Source organism: Bradyrhizobium sp. B039 (genome assembly GCF_038965675.1).
GTDB lineage: Bacteria > Pseudomonadota > Alphaproteobacteria > Rhizobiales > Xanthobacteraceae > Bradyrhizobium > Bradyrhizobium diazoefficiens.
In genome coordinates, this window is record NZ_CP152416.1 from 474,566 (window position 1) to 494,620 (window position 20,055).

Genomic DNA, 20,055 nt, shown 5'->3' on the forward strand with positions numbered 1-20,055 from the left:
CCGACCTTGAATCACGACTCACGTTCCAAGAAAAGTGGGTACTAGTGTCGCGTCATTCCAACCCGGAGTGATCCCGACATGAAACACCTCAACGCTGGTCTCGCCTTTGCCGCCGCTCTCTCCTTGCTCTCGACCGTCGCCCCTGCGAACGCGGAGCCCCTGAAGAACATCGTCCTGGTGCACGGCGCCTGGGTGGATGGGTCCGGCTGGAAACCGGTCTACGAGATCCTGACCAAGGAAGGTTTCCGCGTCACCATGGTGCAGGAGCCCGAGACCTCGTTCGCCGACGACGTCACGGCGGCGAAGCGCATTCTCGATCTGCAGGATGGCCCGACGCTTCTCGTCGGCCATAGCTACGGCGGCTCGATCATCACCGAGGCCGGCGTTCATCCGAGCGTCGTCGGTCTCGTCTACGTCGCCGCACACGCGCCCGACGTCGGAGAGGACGAATCGGCGTTGGGCAAGAAGACGCCGAGCGTGCTCGGGAAGACCGAGGGCGTCATCAAGGTGACGCCGGACAAGTTCACCTATCTCGATCCCGTGCAATTCCCGAAACTGTTCGCACCCGATCTGCCGCGCGAGCGCGCCGAGTTCGTCGCGCGCTCCCAGGTCCCGGCCGCGGCCCAGGTGTTCAGCACGCCGCTGACGGCGGCGGCGTGGAAGACCAAGCCGAGCTGGGGCATCGTCGCCGGCAACGACCAGATCATCAATCCGGATCTGGAGCGCTGGTACTACGAGCGCGCCAAGAGCCAGACCACCGTGATCCCGGGCGCCAGCCACTCGGTCTACGAGTCGCATCCGAAGGAAGTGGCTGCGGTCATCACCCGCGCCGCGCGCAGCATCCAGCAGCCGGTTACGCGGTGATCACGCTTCGCCGGTCCTGACGCACGACCGGCAGAAGGAAGGACGGCGGGAGCGGCAGCACTCCCGCCGGCCCGACTGTGCCATCAGGAGAATTCCCATGAATGTGATCGAGACGACCGGCGCCGCCCTGAACTGGAAGGTGACGACGGTGAAGCGGGCCGGACTGAGCCGCGACTTGCCGTCCGGCAATCCGGACCTGATGTGGGTCGCGAATTCGTCGACGTTGATCTACGGCGAGCGGGACGCGGTCCTCGTCGACACGTTCCTCACCGCCGGGCAGTCGAAAACGCTGCTGGACTGGGTCGCGTCTTGCGAGCGAAATCTGACGACGATCTATGTCACACACGGGCACGGGGATCATTTCTTCGGGCTGGCACCGCTGCTCGACCGCTTTCCGCAGGCAAAAGCCGTTGCCGTTCCCGAGGTCGTCGACGAGATGAAGGCGCAGCTCTCGCCGGCCTCGCTCGACGGTTTCTGGCGCAAGCGCTTTCCGGGCGAGATCGCAGAGCGCCTGGTGGCGGCTGCACCCCTCGAAGGCGAGCTCACGCTCGAGGGACACAAGCTCGTCGTCATCGACATGGGACGAACCGATACGGCGCGCTCAACCGCCCTTCATGTCCCGTCTCTCGATCTGATCGTCGCCGGCGACACCGTGTACAACGGCATTCATCCCTATCTGGCCGAAACCGACACGCAGAGCCGGCTGGAATGGATCGCCGCGCTCGACCGGCTTGCGGCGCTGAAGCCGCGCTTCGTCGTCGCCGGACACAAAAAGCCGGATAACGACGACGATCCGCGCAACATCGCGGCGACCCGGCAATACCTGCTCGATTTCAACCGCCTCGACAAGGCGACGACATCGCCGCGCGAGCTCTACGAGGCGATGCTCGAGCTCCATCCCGACCGTGCCAATCCGGGATCGCTCTGGAGCGGGGCCAACGCCGCAAAGGGGCAGAAGTCATGACGAGCTGGCAGGACAACCGTGTCGCGCGTGATGCCCGCATTGCGGCGGGCGCAGTCCTTGCCCGCGGCAAGGTCGTCGAAGCACACGACGTCACGCGCCTGCTGGAGGCCGTGATCCGGCCGGGCGACCGGGTTTGCCTGGAGGGCGACAACCAGAAGCAGGCGGATCTCTTGAGCCGCGCGCTGCTGGCGGTCGATCCCTCCAGGGTCAACGATCTGCACATGGTGCAGTCGGGCGTCGTTCTGCCCGAACATCTGGACCTGTTCGACCGCGGCGTCGCGAAGCGGCTCGACTATGCCTATTCCGGGCCGCAATCGGCGCGGATTGCGCGCATGCTGTTCGGCGGCAAGATCGAGCTGGGTGCGGTTCATACCTATCTCGAACTGTTCGCCCGCTACTTCATCGACCTCACGCCGCACGTCGCGCTGATCGCCGCCGTCAGCGCCGATCGTGAGGGAAATCTCTACACCGGCCCGAACACCGAGGACACACCGACCGTGGTCGAGGCGACGGCGTTCAAGGACGGCGTCGTGATCGCCCAGGTCAACGAGATCGTGGAGACGGTTCCGCGGGTCGATATCCCGGCGGACCGTGTCCATTTCATCGTCAAGGCTGACAAGCCGTTCTTCGTCGAACCATTGTTCACGCGCGATCCGGCCGCGATCACCGAAGGCCAGATCCTGACCGCGATGCTGGCGATCAAGGGGGTCTATGCACCGTATGGCGTGCAGCGGCTCAATCACGGCATCGGCTTCAGCACGGCCGCGATCGAACTCCTGCTCCCGACATTCGGCGAGAGGCTGGGGCTGAAGGGCAGGATCGCGACCCACTTCGCGCTGAATCCGCATCCCGCACTCATTCCCGCGATCGAATCCGGCTGGGTGCGGCAGATCCACTCGTTCGGATCGGAGGTCGGCATGGATGACTACATCCGCGCCAGATCCGACGTCTACTTCACTGGTCCCGACGGCTCGTTGCGCTCCAACCGCGCCTTCTGTCAGGCCGCCGGGCTCTATGCCTGCGACATGTTCATTGGCTCCACGCTGCAGATCGATCTGCAGGGAAATTCGTCGACCGTCACCACCTCGCGCATCGCAGGCTTTGGCGGCGCTCCGAACATGGGGGCGGATGCCCGCGGGCGGCGGCATCCGAGCGAGCCCTGGCTGAAGGCCGGAGCGGAGGCCGATCCGGACGGCTCGGCACTGATGCGCCGCGGCCGCAAGCTGGTCGTGCAGATCGGCGAGACGTTCGGGGACAAGAACGTGCCGCTGTTCGTCGAGAAGCTCGATGCCATCGAGCTCGCGGAGAAGCTGAAGCTCGAACTGGCGCCGGTCATGATCTATGGCGACGACGTCACACACATCGTCACCGAGGAGGGCGTGGCGAATCTCTTGCTGTGCCGCACCGCGCAGGAGCGCGAGCACGCCATCCGTGGCGTTGCCGGCTACACCGATGTCGGCCGTCGGCGGGACCACGGCATGGTCGCGCGCCTGCGCGAGCGTGGCGTGATCCGCCGGCCGGAAGATCTCGGCATCAATCCGCTCGATGCGGATCGCAGCCTGCTGGCGGCGCGCTCGATCAAGGATCTCGTGCGCTGGTCGGGCGGCTTGTACGCACCCCCTTCAAAATTCAGGAACTGGTGAGGAACGCGCCATGGAAGATCTCAGCTTTCGACACCCGGCTCGCGCCCGCGCCGACGGCGCCAGGCGGAGCGCGATTGTCGGCGTAGTTGCCTCGGGCAATCTGGAAGTGCTGGTGGAGCGCGTGCTGCCGGATGCGGAATGTGCCATCGACATCAAGACCGCCGCCGTCGGCTTCGGCGAGGTCTGGAGGGCCGTGATAGGCGATTTCGTCGAGCGCTATTCACCCGGCGGGCTGAAGTTCTCGATCAATGACGGCGGCGCGCGTCCCGATACGGTCTCGCTCCGGCTGGCGCAGGCAGTGCGATCGATCGCGGAGAACGGCCAATGACCGCGCCGATCAAGCACATCACCCCCGCCGAACGGGCGCACAGCACCAGCTTCTACGAGGCGTCGGCCCGCGTGCGGCTGGAACTGCTGCTCGATGCCGGCAGCTTCGTCGAGTTCATCGGGCCGGAGCAGCGCGAGGTCAGCCCGCATCTGAAGATATTCGATCTTCCCGAGCAGTTCGACGACGGCATCGTCGTCGGTCACGGTCGCCTCGACGGCTCGCCGGTGTTCGTCGCCGCCCAGGAGGGCCGCTTCATGGGCGGCGCCTTCGGCGAAGTGCACGGCGCCAAGCTGACCGGGCTGCTCCGCGCCGCGCGCGAGATCGGCTCGATCCCCGTCTTGATCCTGTTCGATACCGGCGGCGTCCGGTTGCAGGAAGCCAATGCCGGCGAACTTGCCATCGCCGAGATCATGCGCGCCGTGATGGAAGCGCGCGCCGCCGGCGTGAAGGTCATCGGCCTGATTGGCGGCAGGTCCGGATGCTACGGCGGCGGCGGCTTGATCGCGGGCTGTTGCTCCGCGCTCGCCGTCTCGGAGCCGGGGCGCATCGCGGTGTCAGGTCCGGAAGTCATCGAGACCAATCGCGGCGTCGAGGAGTTCGACTCGCGCGATCGTGCCCTGGTCTGGCGGACCATGGGCGGCAAGCATCGCCGCCTGCTCGGCGCCGCCGATGTCTTTGCCGACGACAATGTGCAGGATTTTCGGGAGGTCGCGCTGGAGCTGATCGACCTGGTCGGACCTTTCGGTCTCGACAGGCTGAAGGCCGAGCAGGAACGGCTCGCCGGCCGGTTGCGCCGCTTCGGCGCCTGCGCGGATGCCGTCGACATCTGGACCGCGGAAGGCATCGAGCACGCTGAGACGGTTCCGGAGCTGCCGGCAGATCAGTTCATTGCGCTCGCCAACAGGATCGGGAGGACCAGCCGTGACGCTCGATGACATCATCGCCTCGCTCTTTCCTGACGGCCATGAGGTAAGCAACGACAACGGCGTCCTTCACGGCTCGGCGACGCTGCGATCCGGTGGCACGATGCTGGTGATCGGCGTTGCGAATCGAACCGCGCTGGGCGTCGACGAGGCCATCAGGCTTTCCGCACATGTCCTGAAGTCGATCGATCGTGACTCCGGGCCGATCCTGGTGCTCGTCGATAGCGACAGCCAGCGCATGAGCAAGCGTGACGAACTGCTCGGGCTGAACGAGTTCCTCGCACATCTGGCGAAGGTGCTGATCCACGCGGACATGAATGGCCGCCCGACCGTCGGCGTCCTGTACGGCCACTCGGCTGCGGGTGCGCTGCTTGCGACAGGCCTTGCAACGCGTGTGCTGGTCGGACTGCCCGGAGCCGATCCCGCAGTGATGGATCTGCCTTCGATGGCGAAGGTGACCAAGCTGTCGATGGAGGCGCTACAGGAAAAGGCGAAGTCGACGCCGGTGTTCGCGCCGGGCCTGTCCAATCTCGCGCAAATGGGTGCCGTTCACATGACATGGAGCAATGCCGCATCGCTCGCCGACCAGCTAGAGGCGTTGCTCGCCGACATGCCGGCCGCGCAGGACCGGCGGGATGCGCTCGGCAAGCAGCGTGGCGGCCGGCTGAAGGCCGCCGAGATCGCGGAGCGCGTTCGTGACCTCGCCCTGCAAGCACGGTGATCGACCGCCCGGTCGTCACGACCTCGTCTTCGTCAGCCCCGCGGGGTGGCGCGCGATGTTGGACGCGCGCGACGATCTCGCTGCCGATTCCCTTCTCGCGCGCTGGCCCAAAATGCGGTGGCCGACGATCAGGCGGCGCGCCTTGCCACACGAGGCAACCGGCGTCGCGCTGGGCCTGCCCCTGCCGCCTTCTGCCGGCAAGAAACGGGTTGCCCTCCTGGTCGAAATCGACCACGTCGCCTCGGTCGCGCGGCCGCCGTCGCTGCAACAGGCGCGGGCTTACGCGCCGCGCAACTGGTGGCCGACGCTCGACCGGCTCGACGGGCTGGCGCGTCGCCATTCGGTGGACGCGCGCGTCTACGGCAGCCTGGCCTGGCAGTCGTTGACCGGGCTCGACTACGTGACCGGCCGTTCCGATCTCGATGTCCTGTTCGAGTTTCGAAGCGAAACCGACATCGATCGCTTCGTCGCCGATGTCGCCGCGATCGAGACCAGCGCGCCGATGCGGCTTGATGGCGAGCTGATGAGCGCCGACGGCGCTGCGGTGAACTGGCGTGAAGTCCACGGCGGCGCGAGCGAGCTTCTGGTCAAGAGCATTGAGCGCGTGGTCCTGCTCGACAGGCATCAATTCATTTCGGGAGCGACGGGATCATGATCACCATGGCCGCAAGAGGCATGGAACGGCCGCTTCTGCGCCGCGCGCGGATAATGCCCGATGTCTCTGCCATCGGTGCTGTCGCCGCCGATTGCCTCGTCAAGGAGCTCGAAACCTGGCCGAAACCGGGGCTGGTGAGCCATGTCGACAATGGCAGTCACGATGACATGGATGCGGGCACGTTTCGTCGCAGCGCCGCGGCCATCAGGCCCTATCTGCAACGCCTGGCCGATGCAGGTGCGCTTGGCTGCGGCATGGGGCGGCTGCGGGTCATTGGCCTCGAGGCGGAGCGCGCCATGTTCGCGGCGACTTCGGGGGTCAACACGCACCGTGGCGCGATCTTCGGGCTCGGCCTGCTGTGCGCGGCCGCCGGTGCGAAAGCCGGCGGGTTGGTCGCTCCCGAGCTTCCGCTTGGCGATGTCGTAGCACGCCTGTGGGGCGACAGCATCCTCGATGGTCCGGTGCTGCTGCACAGCCATGGCAGCGGAGCCCGCCGCCGCTTTCGCGCGGGCGGTGCGCGTATCGAGGCCGCGAGGGGATTTCCCAGCATCTACGGAATCGGCTTGCCGGCCTTGCGGAGAGCAACTGTCGTTGTGGAGGATACGGAAGCCGCCCGGGTCGAGGCGTGCTTTGCCCTGATCGCTTCCGTCGAGGACACCAACCTCCTGCATCGCGGCGGCCTCGACGGCCTTCGTCTTGCACATGACGCGGCGCGTCGCTTCGTCGATGCCGGCGGCGTCTGCGCGTCCGGCTGGCGTGCGCGGGCAGAATCGATCCACGAAAGTTTCGTCGCCCGCCGTCTCAGCCCGGGTGGATCGGCCGACCTGCTCGCTATGACGCTCTTCGTCGATGCCCATGAAAGGCCGATTCCATGATGTCCAACGCGATCCTGATGGCGCTGGTGCCGGTCTTCTTCGTCCTGTTGCTGGGATACGCCGCCGGAAAATTTCATATCGTCGACAATCTTCACGTCGACGCCCTCAACGCGCTGGTGATGGATTTTGCGCTGCCGGCGTCCTTGTTCGCCGCGACCGCTTCGGCCTCGCGCCGCGAGATGATCGAACAGGTTCCGCTCTCCATGGTGCTCGGCGTGACGATGCTGCTGCTCTATGTCGCCTGGTATTGCGCCGCGCGCCGGTTCTCGAAGGCGTCCCGGTCCGATGCGTCGCTGCAGGCCTTGACGATCGGCTTTCCGAACCTTGCCGGCGTCGGACTTCCGATCCTGTCGTCCGTGTTGGGCCCCGCCGGCACCGTCCCGGTCGCGGTCGCGTTGGCAACGGGTTCGATTCTGATCAGCCCGCTGACCCTGATCATGGTGGAAATGGGTGCGAGCAGGGCGCAGGGCGCCGAATTGTCGACGCGGCAGATTCTGACGGCAGTCAGGCGCGCGATCACCAAGCCGGTCGTACTGGCGCCTGCGGCAGGCATCCTGCTTTCGCTGTCGGACGTGAGCCTCGATGCACTTGCCCATGCATGCCTGGCGTTGATCGGGAGCGCCGCCGCGGGTGTCGCCCTGTTTCTCACGGGGGCGATTCTGTCGGCACAATCGTTCCGGCTGGATTGGCGGATCGTGGCCGCAACGGCGGCCTCGGATGTCGTTCGGCCGCTGCTGGCCATTGCGGTCATTCACTTCATTCCGATTGCGCCTGATCCCGCGAAGACTGCCATTCTGCTTGCCGCGGTGCCTTCGGGCTTTTTCGGCATCCTGTTTGCCGTCAACTACCGGCTGGATTCCGCGACGGCGGGATCCATAGTCATCGCCAGCACCGGATTCAGCGTCGTGACCCTGGCGATTGCCATCGCCATGCTCTTTCCCGGTTAGGTCGCGACCGTGACGCTTGCGATCCTCTGCTCGGGACAAGGCGGACAGCATCGGGACATGTTCGCCCTCACGGGCGGCGCGCGTGAGGCCGCGGACCTGTTTGCGCACGCGGCGACATTGCTCGGTGGCAGCGATCCGCGCGATTTCGTCCGCGGCGAACCCGATGAGGCCCTGCACCGCAACCGTACGGGCCAGATTCTCTGCACCTTGCAGCCGCTCGCCGCGGCGCGCGCGCTCGCAGATGTCATTCCACGCGGCGTCATCATTGCCGGCTACAGTGTCGGCGAGGTCGCTGCCTGGGGTGTCGGCGGCTTGCTCGATGCAACCGCCACGCTCGATCTCATGGCACGCCGCGCAGAGGCCATGGATGCGGCCACGCGCGCCGGTGACGGGCTGATCTTCGTCCGCGGTCTTTCGCGCCAGGAAGTCGGTCGACTTTGCGAACGTCACGGCGCAGCGATCGCCATCGTCAATCCGGGCGATGCCTTTGTCGTCGGCGGTGGCCGTGAGGCGCTGGGCAGGATTGCCGACGACGCGCGGGCGATGCACGGCGCAAGGATCGTCGCGTTGCCGGTCGAGGTTGCCTCCCACACCAAGCGGCTCGCCGCGGCGTCTGCCGCATTTCGTGAGACCTTGCGCCTGGCACCGGCGGCATTTCCCCCGATGACCGGTGCGCGCATTCTGAGCGGAATCGATGCCGCTTCGGTCGTCTCGCTCGAGACGGGTCTCGACAAACTTGCCGCGCAGATTTCGCAAACCGTGCAATGGACGGATTGCCTGCAGGCCTGTGTCGAAGCGGGCGCTACGGGGTTTCTCGAGCTGGGGCCGGGACATGCGCTCAGCAGCATGGTCGCGGAAATCGGGGCCGGACTTCCGGCTCGCTCGCTGGATGATTTCAGGAGTCTTCAGGGCGTCGGCGCCTGGGCTGCGCGTCACCTGAGCGACTAGCCTCGCCGAGTTCCGAAGAGACGATGCCGTCGATCGCGCCGCGCGGTCGAAAAAGGGGGCCGTCCTTTGGGGGAGGACGGCCCTAAAATGCTCGTATGCCCAGGGAGGAGGGAGGCTCGAGCTGTGACTTGGGGTCTCAGTCACCTAACACGCACAGCATCGCCGATCCCGCGGCCAAAGTATTTCACGAACCCCTTGTGTTTCTCATTTCGCATGATTCAAGAGAAGTCCGCGGGCAGCACGTGAGACACGGCCTTGTATGTCGAAGCCGGATCGCCGCCGGAGAGCCTGGACGAAGCCGATGCGTTCCGGCTGGCGCAACGCCAGCGCGCGGGCGTGTCACCCGTGATCCGTTTGAAGACGGTCGAGAAATGCGCTTGGGTGCAGAAGCCGACGGTCAGCGCCACCTCGGCCAGGGCCGTCTCGGAATTCGACAGCAGCGATTTCGCACGCTCGATGCGCTGATGCAGCAGGTACTCGCGCGGCCGGTATCCCGTCGCGGCGCGAAACTGGGCCGCGAAGTGCATCCGGGACAGTCCCGCCACCTTGGCAAGCTCGGACAAGCTGATGCAGTGGTCGAAGTGCGTCCCGACGTATTCCTCCACGCGCCGCAGTCGCCATTTCGGCAAGGCATTGACTTTCGAGTGTGGCAGCTCGCGCCGGGCGAGGTGCATTGCCAGCGTCTGACCGATGCAGCGCGCGAATTCCCGGTCAGCCGAATGGCCGCGTTCGGTCAGCGCCTTCGCCAGCTGTTCGGCAAAGGGGTCGCGGAGCAGCACGAGGTCGTTGAGGCCTTCGGCCGAGGCTGTTCCTGCTCCAGGCCTTAGGAACGGAAAATAAGTGCTGGCCGAGACGTGGAAGTGCAGGAAGTCGCACGGCGCCGAGAACTGCGCACTGAGCTGCTGCAACGGTGCGCCGATATACAGCGTGCCTGCCGGCATGATGCCGTCGAAGATGGTGTGACGGCCTCTGGTCAGTTTGGCGCGGGACGTCTTCAAGGCGATGGCGAAGAAGTATCGGTCGGCAGGCGTCGTCGCCTCTTCGTGCCTTATGCCCGTTTGCGTGCAGGTCCAGCGCGAGATCGTGATGTCGTCAGGCGTGGCCGCGGGCTGGCGCCACCTCCGTTCGAGGGGAAATGCGCGAGTCTCCTGCGGGGAGGCCGGTTCGTGGCGGCTGGGTTGATACGTCGACCGGGCGCCGGCCGCTTGGATATCGGTGAGCATCGTTCGTCCCCGTGTCCTGGATTCTGCCGCCGTCGTGACGGCTGCCGAATGCAACTGGTCCATGCTCGAACGATAGGTGCGGCCTCGTCGAAAGGCTCGTTAAGGATGCTTAAGCGGTATTAGATTTTGCAAATGCGAGAGGTGCGACCGCATGTCGCAAAGAGTTCAATTGAACCAAAGGGATCAAGCACATGTGCAGTGAGGTCTGATGTTAGAGCGCAGCACCGGCCGGACCAGAGGTTTGACGCGGTGCCGTCTCGTCCGGTCGGGCGTGTTCGTCTAATTCAGAGCAGGCGTGTTCAGGGCAGACGTGGCGAGGCGTCGATGCCGGGTGTAAGGCCGGGCGCGATCGACTGTGCCGGGGGAACCGCGGGTTCGCGCGAATACGGGATCGCTTCCACCTCGGGGCGTTGCTGGGATGTGGCCTGCAGGCAGTTCGCACGCGGCGGTTGTCCTGCGCCGAACAGATCAGTGACGGGATCCACGAAGCTCGCGCGGAACCGGTCGAACCGGGTCTGGTGATCGCCCGCGGAGGGCTGTCGGATTGTCACCGTCGCCGTCATGCCCGAGACCAGCGGCACATCCGGCGGCACCGTGTCGATGGCGACGCGAACCGGTACGCGCTGGGCAAGCCGCACCCAGGTGTAGATCGGGTCGACATTGGGCAAGCCCTGCGTGCCCGCAGCGGCGTTCGACACGCTGACGCCTCGCGTCACGGTCTTCACATGCCCCAGGATCGGCTTGGCGTAACCAATCAATTGCGCTTCCGCGCGATCCCCGACGCAGACGCGAGCCATCTTGGTTTCCTCGAAATAACCGTCGATCCAGAAACTGTTGGAATCGATCACCGAGATGTTGCTGACGCCGGTGACGGCATAGTCGCCTGCGCGTAGCAGGAGATTCGTGACGTAACCATCGACGGGACTGGTCACGCTGGTCCGTTTCAAATTCAGCTCCGCCTGTGCGAGCTGGTGTGCCGCCGCCTCGTAGGCGGCCTTCGCCTGCGCTGCGTTGCCTGCATAGATCTGCTGCTCTTCGGGCGTCGTCGCGAGGTTGGACAGATGCCGACGCCGGTCGAACTCGGCCTGCTTCACCTCCAGATCCGCGGCCCGCTGGTCGACCAGCGCCTTGCCGATTCGGACGGCCACTTCGAAGTCGAAGGGGTCGATGACGTAAAGGACGTCGCCCTTGTGGACGAACTGGTTGTCGCCAACCCGCAGCGCCACGATCTTGCCTGCAACCTGCGGCGCGACATTGGCGACCTGGACACGCACGCTGCCGTTCCGCGTCCAGGGAGCAGTGACGTAGTGCTGCCAGGTCGCAACCGATATCAAGACGGCGACCAATGCGATGCCGAGGGTCGCGAGATGCTTGCCGGCGCCGAGCATGAATCGGCCGACAGCCTTGTGCAGCGGCCTCGCGGAGGGCGTTGCCTGTGTCGGAGGTCTGACGGTGTCCGCCGTGCGATCGCTGGTGTCGCGTGCCACGGTCTCCGGTGCGGCGGAGCCCTCCGCGGTACTTGAGGCATCGCCCGGTGCTTCGGCTGATGGTTCGCTGCGAAGCGGGGCGGCGTCGCGGGGCAGGGTAGCTTCCATGACTCTTCTCCCTAGAAGAACAGTGCGAGCATGCCGAACATCGCCACGTAGAGGCAAAGTTCGGCCAGCGACGGGTTGCTGAAGACTTTCGCGAATCCGATGAAGCGCAGCAGCGGGCGCAGTAACAGGAACGCGAGCAGCGCGGTTGCCGCATAGGAAACGATGGGGGCAATGAGCACGCCGCCGATGACGAGTTCCCGATAGGTGTTCATCATGGTCGTTTCCCTTGGCTGGAGTCGGCCGGAGATTGTGACGGCGCGAAGGCCACGCTTGCCGCAATCAGCGCGGCAATGGCCGCGCTGGCCGACAGGTCGCTTCGTGCTGCCGACTGGTGCAGCGCCTCGGCGGCAGCGAGGATCACGCCGCTGTTCCGACGGGTGAGGGCCTCTCGCGCGGCCTGCGCCGCTACGGCCAGCGGCCCCTGTCCGACCCGGTCCAGTTCGGCGCGGCAACGCCGCAGGGCTGCGGCCTGGTCGAAACAGCGCATCGCCGTGCCGGCCATCTGATCGTCGATCGCGGAGGGGCCGTTTGCGGTCAAAATCTGCTCGATCCGCGCCGCGTCGCGAAAGGCGGCTTCCTCCGGCGCGAGGTGGCGGGCTCGTCCACCGTCGGCGCGGCTCAGTTCGCGCCGGGCCTCTCCCAGTAGCAGGCGAACTCGCCGGTCGCCCGACAAGGGAGGCAGCAGCAGCTGCGCCGCGAAGACGAGCACGGACGACAGGCAGACAAACAGGCTCGTCACGAGAAACACCTCGGGGTCGTAGCTCTGCGGATTGGTTGGTGCGAGCACGACGAGGGTGAACACCAGCACGAGGCGGCCGATCGAAGACAGCATGGGGCTCGGCAGCGTGATCAGCAGTGCGAGGCCGATGACGACAGGCGCAAGACCGATAGCGAGCAGCTGAAATTCGGACACACCGTTGAAGACGAGATATTTCAGGATGCCAGCCAGCACGCAGGCGATCGGCGTCGCCATCACCGCCACCATCGTGAAGTTGCGCGGCGAGGGTGACGTCGAGCCGAGGCCGATGATCACCGCAACGAGCGAGAGGCAGAGCTCGGTGGTCGGCCAGCCCGTCAGGACGAAGACAATTGCAATCAGCGTGAACGAGATCGCAGCCCGTGCGCCAGTCTCGGCCGCGATGCGGCGCGAGCGATAGAGCGGTGCGCGCCATGCACGATACGGGCTCGTCCCTTCGCGCAGCGCATCGAGGCTGCCGCGGACTAGCGCGTTGTTTCGGCCGATTTCGGCCCGGAGCCAGGATCGGGATATCGCGACCAGCCCGGCTGCATCTGGCGCCAGCGCGGACGCGGCAGGGAGCGCTGCGAGCATGCGACCGAGCGAGAACGCGCCGACGAGATCGACCAGCGCGGAACGCGCGGCCGCGGTCCTTGCCGTGCCGATGCTCGATTCCGTCGTCAGGCTGGCGATCTCCGGACGCACCGCGGCGATGTCATGCAGCAGTCCAGCCCCAACGGCCGCGGATGGAGTCTCGCCGCGCTCGGCATCTCGCGCGAGATCCGTGACCCGGCGGTGCAGCACTTCGATGCGGCTTGCCAGAACCGGATGATAGCTCGGCGCGGCCAGAACCTCGTTCACAAGCGCCACCGCAAGGACGCCGATGCCGATGGCTGCGCCACGCGCGACGCCGGTCGGGAACACCTGTAGCGGCGTGTCGATCTGCTCGACGGCGATCAGGGCGACGGTGATGCAGCAGAGTGCCGCCGCATAGGCGCGATTGCCATCCAGCAGGCCGGCCACATAGGTGCAAAGCCCGACCCAGATGCCCAACACCACCAGCAGGAGGCCGCCGGTCTGGGAAAATAGGCCGGCGATCGCGATCGAGGCGATGACGCCGATGACGGTTGCGAGCAGCCGGTAGCCGGCTTTTTCCATACCCTGACCGCGTGTCGGCAGCGCCAGGACGGCCACGGTGAGGGCGGCCGACGACGGGGATTCGAGCTCGAGCCAGAAGCCCAAATACAACGCGAGCAGCATCGCCAGCCAGACCCGCAGCGCGAACGCCCAGGAACTTGCCGGAAAGCCGGCAAAGACCAGCGGGCGCGGCGCGGCGGCACTGGTGGTATTCACTGGCATCGTGCCCCATCCGTTTCCGGCAGAGCGTGCGGGCCTGCCGATCTCGCAAAATCAGCGCCGAATATGAGGTTTGCGGGGCTTGCCGGTATTTCCGGTCCACCAACCCGCTTGCCGGAATGCACGTCCGGTTGGGGGCAGGGGCCGTCTTGCGGACTACGGCGCGTGGCCTGCCAGCGCCTCTTCGAGGTAACGGATGATCTCGTCACCGCTGGAGGGCTTGCCGAGATAGCAATGCGCGCCAGCCGCCATCACGCGCCGGCGCACGGATTCGCTTGGAAATGCCGTCATGAAGATGATCGGGAAGCGTCGGCCGGACGCGATCAACTGTGCCTGCAGCTCATCGCCGGTGATGACAGGCATCTGGACGTCGGCGATCATGCATGCCGGGTCGTCTCCCGGTGCCTGCCGCAGGAAATCCATGCCGGATTCGTAGGCCTGGGCCTCGTAGCCGATCGAGCGCACCAGGCTCGCCAGCGACGTGCGAACGCCTTCGTCGTCGTCCACGATCGCAATCACCGGGGTTTTGGCCATTGGCACACAATCCTGACCGCGGTGTTCCGCAAGGAGGGCATCTCCCTTTGCGCGGCCGATGGCGCCTTATGCACCCGGGGCAGTCCCGCAGGAATTATACTCAGGTGTGATCCGTAGTCCCGCGGGTTTGGGATACCCCCAGCGCCTCGGCCTTGCGGACGAGGTCGGCCAGCGACCGAACCCCCATCTTGCGCATGACGTTCCCGCGGTGGATCTTGACCGTGATCTCGCTGAGGCCGATCAGGGCCGCGACCTGCTTGTTCATCAGGCCGGCGGTGACATGGCCCATCACCTCGCGCTCGCGCGCCGTCAGGGTCTCGTACTGGGCGCGGATGTCCTCCTTGGTCGCGGCTTCGGCACGGTGCTGCGCATCACGTTCGAGCGCCGCCGTCACCGCATCGAGCATGTCCTGGTCGCGAAACGGCTTGGAGAGGAAATCGACGGCACCGGCCTTCATGGCACGCACCGACATCGGAATGTCCCCATGGCCCGTCATGAAGATGATCGGATAGCTGATGCCCTGCCGGACGAGCTGGCTCTGCAGATCGAGCCCGCTCACGCCGGGAAGGCGGACGTCCAGCACGATGCAGCCGGGGCCGCCGGGCAGCGAGCCGCCGAGCAGTTCCGCCGGCGAGCCGAACAGGCGCGTCTCGAGGCCGACGGATCGGAACAGGCTGTCGAGCGAGGCGCGGATGCCCGCATCGTCATCGACGATGATGACAGTCGCGCTTGAGGGTTGCGTCGGCGGCTGAGCCTGGTTTGGTCGTGTCATGGCGAGGCGTGTTCTTGGCTATATGGCAATGTCAGGTGGAATGTCGCTCCCGAGCCCGGGGTGCTCACCACCGACAATCGGCCGCCGTGAGCTTCCACCGTCGTTCGGCAGATCGCAAGCCCCATGCCCATCCCGCCGTCCTTCGTCGTGAAGAACGGATCGAACAGGCGTGCCATGTCATCAGGCGGGATGCCCGGGCCGCTGTCCTGCACCGTGATGGCGAGGGTCTCGCTGTCCACGGTGCCTGCACGCAGCGTGATGACGCGGGAACCGGGCCGGCCTGACATCGCCTGGCTGGCATTGATCAGAAGATTGACCAGGACCTGCTGCAGCTGAATCCGGTCGCCGCGAACCGGCGGCAGGCCGTGCTGCGGCTCGACGATGAGGGCGACGTCGTCCTTGGCGAGCTCGCGCGCGACCAGCGCAGTCGCCTCCTCGATGACCTCGCCGATTTGCAGCAGATCCTGCTGGGGTGCAGCCTTCTTCAGGAAGGTCCGGATCCTGGTCACGATCTCGCTGGCGCGGCGGCCCTGAGCAACAACATGGCCGATCGTGGTGGCGACCTCCTTGAGATCGGGTACGTCGCGCCGCAGCCATCGCAAGCCGGCTTCGCCGCTGGTGACGATTGCCGCCAGCGGCTGGTTCACCTCGTGCGCTATGGACGCGCTGAGCTCGCCGAGGGTGGCAACGCGCGCAGCATGGGCGAGCTCGGCTTGCGCCGCGAGCAGTGCATCCTGAGCCTGCTTGCGCTCGGTGATGTCGACGACGAAGACGAGCACGTTTTGATCTCCGTCGGGTTCGGGCGGAAAGGTGATCGTGAACAGCACGGGGACCTTACGCCCGTCGAAGCTCACGAGCTGGGTCTCCCCTTCGTGAAACCGCTCTCCATTCGCGAATGCGACCAGGGCGTCGAGGAAACTGCGATCATTCTCGCCCAGCAGCTTGTCCGCGTTCTCGATGAAGGCCGCAGAGCCGCTTGCCCCCGCCATCTTCTGCAGGGCCGGATTGACGTCGGTGATTCTGGCGAGGCGGCGGGCATGCCTGACGAAATCGGGGTTGCGTGCCAGATAGTCGCGCAGGTCCGCCCCTCCGGTCTGCAGCAAATCCAGCGCGGTCCGCAGTCCGCTCCAGTCCTCCTCGACGACGCCGATCCGGCTTGCGTCGAACATCCGGCGGTATCGTTGCTCGCTCTGCACCAGCGCGCTGTGCGCCGCCACGCGGTCCGTAACGTCGGTGTGCGTTTCGAGCACCCCGACGGGTTTGCCGAGATGGTCGTGCTGAAGGGCCCATCGGGCGTCGACGGTGAGCGCGGTGCCGGCCTTCGTCCGTTGCTCAACCCTGCCTTCCCATCGCCCGGTATCGAGCAGGCTGGCCTCGATGGCTTCCCGCCGGTCGGAATAGCTGGTCCGCAGAAGCTTGTCGGCGAGCTGCCCGAGCGCCTCGTCGGCCGACCAGCCGTAAGTCTGTTCCGCGGTTTTGTTCCAGAACGTGATCACGCCGCCGCGATCCCTGACGAAGATCATGTCATGCGAGAGATTGAGCAGCCGCGCTTGCGCCGCGAGGCGCGTCGTCGCCGCGTGATTCTGCAGCACCAGCAGGGTGGTGATCCCGATCGCCGCGAGGCTCACCAGCGCGCGAAGGGCGGGCGAGGCGATTTCATGCAGATCGTGCGACAGCAGATAGGCGGTTATGGTCAGGACGACACAGCCGGTCGCGGCGACGATGATGTCGTTGCGCCGATTCGTCCTCGCCGCAAGGAGGATCGCGATGACATAGAGGACTGCGACCGCGCCCTCGAGCGGCGTCAGCACGTCAACCATGAAGACCGCGAAGGCGAGGGCCGCGGACCAGAACCGCAAGCCGGCGCGGCTCATGGATGAACCCGTGGGCCGATCAAGGTTCGTCATCGTCGCAGGCTGTGCTTCTTCTCATAGCAGCCACGTTGATGCCGCGATTTGATCGCGTCCACAATATCCAGCCGGCCGATTTTCGTGCTCTCGTGGAAGACTTCCTGGACAGTTGAATCCGGCGCGGGCGCGACCGGGAGATTCTCCGGCGGAACGAGGCTTCTCGGTGATATCGCCGATCACGGCCGCGTCAACTTACCGCAGGCGCGCCGAGCCGCCGGCCTCGTGCGTCCGTAGCTGCGGACGGGGTGTTCCGCTCGCACTCTCGCCCGGTGGCTGTACCGCGATCATACCTAGGTATGACGCAGTTAACCCGAGACCTTATCCATGCACCCGCGCGTAGAATGGAGCGCGCGGATCGCCGAACTACTCTGCTCCCATCGCATTCGGACAAGTCGTCAGACATTGCCGATGCGAAATGGAACAAGGAGTTCGACGATGTCGCTGCAGATGTCACACCCGCAAAATGCCAAGGACCATGTCGCCGCCGCAATCGACGTCTCGTCAATCGAACGTGGGCGGCTGCGGTCATCGAGACGTTCACGGCGCTCCGGCGAGGAGGCCATGACGCTCTCCCTCGTTCATCTGGATGTTGCGCTGGCCATCGAGCCGCCTGCGCCGGACGTGCGGGGATCTGCCGACAGCGAGCCGAGCTTCAGGGTGTCCGCGAAACGGCTTGCGTGCGCCTCCTCGGAGGTCGATCGGGAGACGGGCGCGGAAGGATTCACGGATCCGGTGATGCAGCGCCTCGCGGATGCGCTCGCGGCCACCAAAGCCATGCACCATCCCCATTCTGCCATCCTTGTCGATGCGCTGCGTCTGGCCATTCTGACCCGCAAGGCAAGCCGGCGGACGGTGGCCGGACAAGGCCAGCCCGAGTCGGCCGAGGGTGATCATGAAGGCCGGGTTTGCCGGGCGGTGCGGTCGTTGCAGAAATGGCGCCTCAAGCGCGTCATGCAGTATGTCGACGACAATCTGGCCGCGAAGGTGACCTTGGAGCATCTGGCCGCCGTTGCCGGCCTTAGCCGGATGCACTTCGCGGCGCAGTTCCGGGCGGCCGTCGGCATCAGGCCGCACGAGTATTTGCTGAAGCGGCGGATCGAGCGGGCCCAGGAATTGCTGCAACAAGCTGACGTCTCGCTCGTCGACATCGCCTTGACCGTCGGGTTCCAGACGCAGGCTCATTTCACGACGGTGTTCAAGCGCTTCGCGGGCGACACGCCGTATCAATGGAGGAGCGCCTATCTCGCGCAATTCCTGCCGCTGCCGCCCGTCGGAGCAAGACCGTCATGAGCAACCCTGGCATTCAGGCCCTGCTGCTGCAGCTGGTCGGCATTCATTCGGCGCTGGTGCACCATGAGATCATGGGATTGTTGGAGATCGCTCGCGGTCTCGGCGCCTCCTATCGGTTCGCATCCTCGGAACCCGGGGCGGGCGCCTTCTACGGTCGCGTTACCATAAACTTCTGCAGGCTCATTGCCGCCGGCATCGCGCACTATGCCTTGATGGAGCCGTCGATCGAAGAAACGGCCACGCAAAGCTGAAGGAGACGGAGCCAGTCTCGGAATGTCGAGAATGCTGTACCTTTCAACGGGGATTGACTGACACCCTCCGCCATCCCACGATTTTGTGCGGCAAGCAACGATTCCGAACTATTTCGAGCGCGATAGCTGTTAGGCCTCAGGCGTCATCGCGAGAATCTCCTCCAAGCCCAAGAGCCCAGAATGAATGCAAACGACATCACGCGCATCGCGAACAGGAATCTGCCCAGCAAGTCAGCGGTAACAACATATCATATGCCGGGCGGCGGCGGGTTGCTGTGGGTGGTGGCGGTTTCACCTGATCGCACCCAGGACATTCGCATACAGACGCTGAGCGCCTTGGGCGTCATCGATACTTATCTGAAGGATGCGGGTCTGGACCGTACGCGCATCGTCAAGGCTGAGATCGTGGTGACCGACCACGACAACAAGCCAGCCTTCGACGAGGCCTGGGCGAGCTGGATGCCGGCGGGTTATGGGCCGGTGCGCTCGTTCGTGCAGTCGGTCATGCCCGATGGCGATATGATCGAGATCATCATCACTGCCGCTCTGCCGGCGGGCGCGCGCGACACGTCTCAGGCGTCAGGCTGAAGATCCCCGAAGCTTGTTCGCTTTGCCCCGTCTTGCCGGCGCTCATCGGCCATCGTCAGAGGACGACGTCCCGGTTGACGTTCTTGTACAGCAGATAAACCGAGTGGTTCAGGCCGGTGGGATAGAATTGCTGCGGACAGAACGATCCCATCCAGATGAAATCATCAACCCAGATTTCGTGCCAGCTATTGCCGAGATAATACAGGCCTTGCCCCTCCAGCATGAACAATCCGTGCTCCATGATGTGCGTTTCGACAGCCGGGAAGCAGACGCCGGGCTGGAAAAACATCAGGTTCATCTCAAAGTCGAACCGCAGGTCGCCCATTGGCAGCAGGTGCTTGAACCCGCGGCCCTGCAGCCCGGTATGGTTCGTCATCGGCATGGATTGTTGTTGACCGATGATCGCCGTCGGGGTGGCGATGCCCTCGGCCTTCTCATAGCGCTTCTTGACGGCGATGATGCGGGCAGGCGTGGTGGGATGACAGGACATCGTGAAGGATACGCCGGGCGGTACATAGACAAAGGCGCCGACAGCAAGCTCCACTGGCGGGTCGGAGCCGATGGTCACGTCCACGCCTCCTGCCACAACATAGAAGAAGTGCTGCAGGTCCACACAGATCGGCTGGGCCGTACCGCCCGCGGGCTCGATTTCCAGCATATATTGGGCAAAACCGGCGCCGAGCGAAGGCGCCGCCAGAAAGCGCACGGTTGTGGATTTCCACGCCGGAAGCCGGCTCTTCAACACGCCTTCCGGCGGCATGAACGCGAAGTTGCGACTGACAACGCCGCGATTGTGGCCGATCGCTCCGGGAGGAACGATGCCGGGTTGGCCGGGCAAGTCGGTGGGATGCATCTGAGGTCCTCGGGGAGTCTGGTTCAATCGAAAGGTTCTAGCGAAAGGCCGCGTCGGCGGGTTTCGGAAACATGCCGCG

The 20,055-nt window shown here is 65.3% G+C and carries 21 protein-coding genes; 13 read left to right on the forward strand and 8 right to left on the reverse strand.

What is annotated here, in order from left to right; all coding sequences use genetic code 11:
* Positions 1–78 precede the first annotated feature (78 nt).
* From AAFG50_RS02100 to AAFG50_RS02145, 10 genes are all read left to right on the forward strand, one after another.
* Positions 79–864: an alpha/beta hydrolase gene (locus AAFG50_RS02100; RefSeq protein WP_011083104.1), complete on the forward strand. Its 786-nt coding sequence runs from the start codon at positions 79–81 to the stop codon at positions 862–864.
* 97 nt (positions 865–961) lie between these two features.
* Positions 962–1,828, forward strand: a complete 867-nt coding sequence (locus AAFG50_RS02105; protein ID WP_011083103.1) for an MBL fold metallo-hydrolase — start codon at positions 962–964, stop codon at positions 1,826–1,828.
* A complete protein-coding gene (gene mdcA, locus AAFG50_RS02110; protein ID WP_028175277.1) occupies positions 1,825–3,471 on the forward strand; it encodes a malonate decarboxylase subunit alpha in 1,647 nt (548 codons plus the stop codon). The genes AAFG50_RS02105 and mdcA overlap by 4 nt, the downstream gene beginning before the upstream one ends.
* Positions 3,472–3,481: 10 nt before the next feature.
* Positions 3,482–3,799: a malonate decarboxylase acyl carrier protein gene (gene mdcC, locus AAFG50_RS02115; protein ID WP_028175276.1), complete on the forward strand. Its 318-nt coding sequence runs from the start codon at positions 3,482–3,484 to the stop codon at positions 3,797–3,799.
* Positions 3,796–4,734, forward strand: a complete 939-nt coding sequence (locus AAFG50_RS02120; RefSeq protein WP_028175275.1) for a biotin-independent malonate decarboxylase subunit beta — start codon at positions 3,796–3,798, stop codon at positions 4,732–4,734. The genes mdcC and AAFG50_RS02120 overlap by 4 nt, the downstream gene beginning before the upstream one ends.
* Positions 4,721–5,443, forward strand: a complete 723-nt coding sequence (gene mdcE / locus AAFG50_RS02125; RefSeq protein ID WP_028175274.1) for a biotin-independent malonate decarboxylase subunit gamma — start codon at positions 4,721–4,723, stop codon at positions 5,441–5,443. The genes AAFG50_RS02120 and mdcE overlap by 14 nt, the downstream gene beginning before the upstream one ends.
* Complete coding sequence (gene mdcG, locus AAFG50_RS02130) at positions 5,418–6,098, forward strand: malonate decarboxylase holo-[acyl-carrier-protein] synthase (protein ID WP_028175273.1); 681 nt, start codon at positions 5,418–5,420, stop codon at positions 6,096–6,098. Before mdcE ends, mdcG begins: the two co-directional genes overlap by 26 nt.
* Complete coding sequence (gene mdcB / locus AAFG50_RS02135; protein WP_342714144.1) at positions 6,095–6,973, forward strand: triphosphoribosyl-dephospho-CoA synthase MdcB; 879 nt, start codon at positions 6,095–6,097, stop codon at positions 6,971–6,973. Before mdcG ends, mdcB begins: the two co-directional genes overlap by 4 nt.
* The gene (locus AAFG50_RS02140; protein WP_028175271.1) at positions 6,970–7,920 is read left to right on the forward strand and encodes an AEC family transporter; all 951 of its coding nucleotides are present in this window, start codon (positions 6,970–6,972) and stop codon (positions 7,918–7,920) included. The genes mdcB and AAFG50_RS02140 overlap by 4 nt, the downstream gene beginning before the upstream one ends.
* A 9-nt stretch (positions 7,921–7,929) precedes the next feature.
* Entirely contained in the window at positions 7,930–8,868 is a 939-nt protein-coding gene (locus AAFG50_RS02145; protein ID WP_028175270.1) for an acyltransferase domain-containing protein, read from the forward strand.
* Positions 8,869–9,086: 218 nt separating this feature from the next.
* On the opposite strand, the gene AAFG50_RS02150 is transcribed toward AAFG50_RS02145, so the two are convergent.
* The 7 genes from AAFG50_RS02150 to AAFG50_RS02180 all read right to left on the reverse strand — a co-directional run bounded on the left by AAFG50_RS02150 (position 9,087) and on the right by AAFG50_RS02180 (position 16,904).
* A complete protein-coding gene (locus AAFG50_RS02150; RefSeq protein WP_039186323.1) occupies positions 9,087–10,091 on the reverse strand; it encodes an AraC family transcriptional regulator in 1,005 nt (334 codons plus the stop codon).
* A gap of 299 nt (positions 10,092–10,390) precedes the next feature.
* Complete coding sequence (locus AAFG50_RS02155; protein ID WP_028175268.1) at positions 10,391–11,686, reverse strand: HlyD family secretion protein; 1,296 nt, start codon at positions 11,684–11,686, stop codon at positions 10,391–10,393.
* Between the two features lie 11 nt (positions 11,687–11,697).
* Positions 11,698–11,901 (reverse strand): DUF1656 domain-containing protein, encoded by a 204-nt coding sequence (locus AAFG50_RS02160; RefSeq protein ID WP_028175267.1) that lies wholly within the window; start codon positions 11,899–11,901, stop codon positions 11,698–11,700.
* Complete coding sequence (locus AAFG50_RS02165) at positions 11,898–13,781, reverse strand: FUSC family protein (RefSeq protein ID WP_028175266.1); 1,884 nt, start codon at positions 13,779–13,781, stop codon at positions 11,898–11,900. Before AAFG50_RS02165 ends, AAFG50_RS02160 begins: the two co-directional genes overlap by 4 nt.
* A 153-nt stretch (positions 13,782–13,934) precedes the next feature.
* Entirely contained in the window at positions 13,935–14,312 is a 378-nt protein-coding gene (locus AAFG50_RS02170; RefSeq protein ID WP_028175265.1) for a response regulator, read from the reverse strand.
* A gap of 100 nt (positions 14,313–14,412) precedes the next feature.
* Positions 14,413–15,084, reverse strand: a complete 672-nt coding sequence (locus AAFG50_RS02175; protein ID WP_028175264.1) for a response regulator transcription factor — start codon at positions 15,082–15,084, stop codon at positions 14,413–14,415.
* Complete coding sequence (locus AAFG50_RS02180; protein WP_231166757.1) at positions 15,081–16,904, reverse strand: PAS domain-containing sensor histidine kinase; 1,824 nt, start codon at positions 16,902–16,904, stop codon at positions 15,081–15,083. Before AAFG50_RS02180 ends, AAFG50_RS02175 begins: the two co-directional genes overlap by 4 nt.
* A gap of 525 nt (positions 16,905–17,429) precedes the next feature.
* Here AAFG50_RS02180 and AAFG50_RS02185 point away from each other — a divergent pair.
* The 3 genes from AAFG50_RS02185 to AAFG50_RS02195 all read left to right on the forward strand — a co-directional run bounded on the left by AAFG50_RS02185 (position 17,430) and on the right by AAFG50_RS02195 (position 19,123).
* Entirely contained in the window at positions 17,430–18,284 is an 855-nt protein-coding gene (locus AAFG50_RS02185; RefSeq protein WP_028175262.1) for an AraC family transcriptional regulator, read from the forward strand.
* A complete protein-coding gene (locus tag AAFG50_RS02190; protein ID WP_011083087.1) occupies positions 18,281–18,535 on the forward strand; it encodes a hypothetical protein in 255 nt (84 codons plus the stop codon). Before AAFG50_RS02185 ends, AAFG50_RS02190 begins: the two co-directional genes overlap by 4 nt.
* 180 nt (positions 18,536–18,715) lie before the next feature.
* The gene (locus AAFG50_RS02195) at positions 18,716–19,123 is read left to right on the forward strand and encodes a RidA family protein (protein WP_039186318.1); all 408 of its coding nucleotides are present in this window, start codon (positions 18,716–18,718) and stop codon (positions 19,121–19,123) included.
* A 55-nt stretch (positions 19,124–19,178) separates the two neighbouring features.
* Here AAFG50_RS02195 and allE read toward each other — a convergent pair whose 3' ends face one another.
* A complete protein-coding gene (gene allE / locus AAFG50_RS02200; RefSeq protein ID WP_342714145.1) occupies positions 19,179–19,976 on the reverse strand; it encodes a (S)-ureidoglycine aminohydrolase in 798 nt (265 codons plus the stop codon).
* Positions 19,977–20,055: the final 79 nt, after the last annotated feature.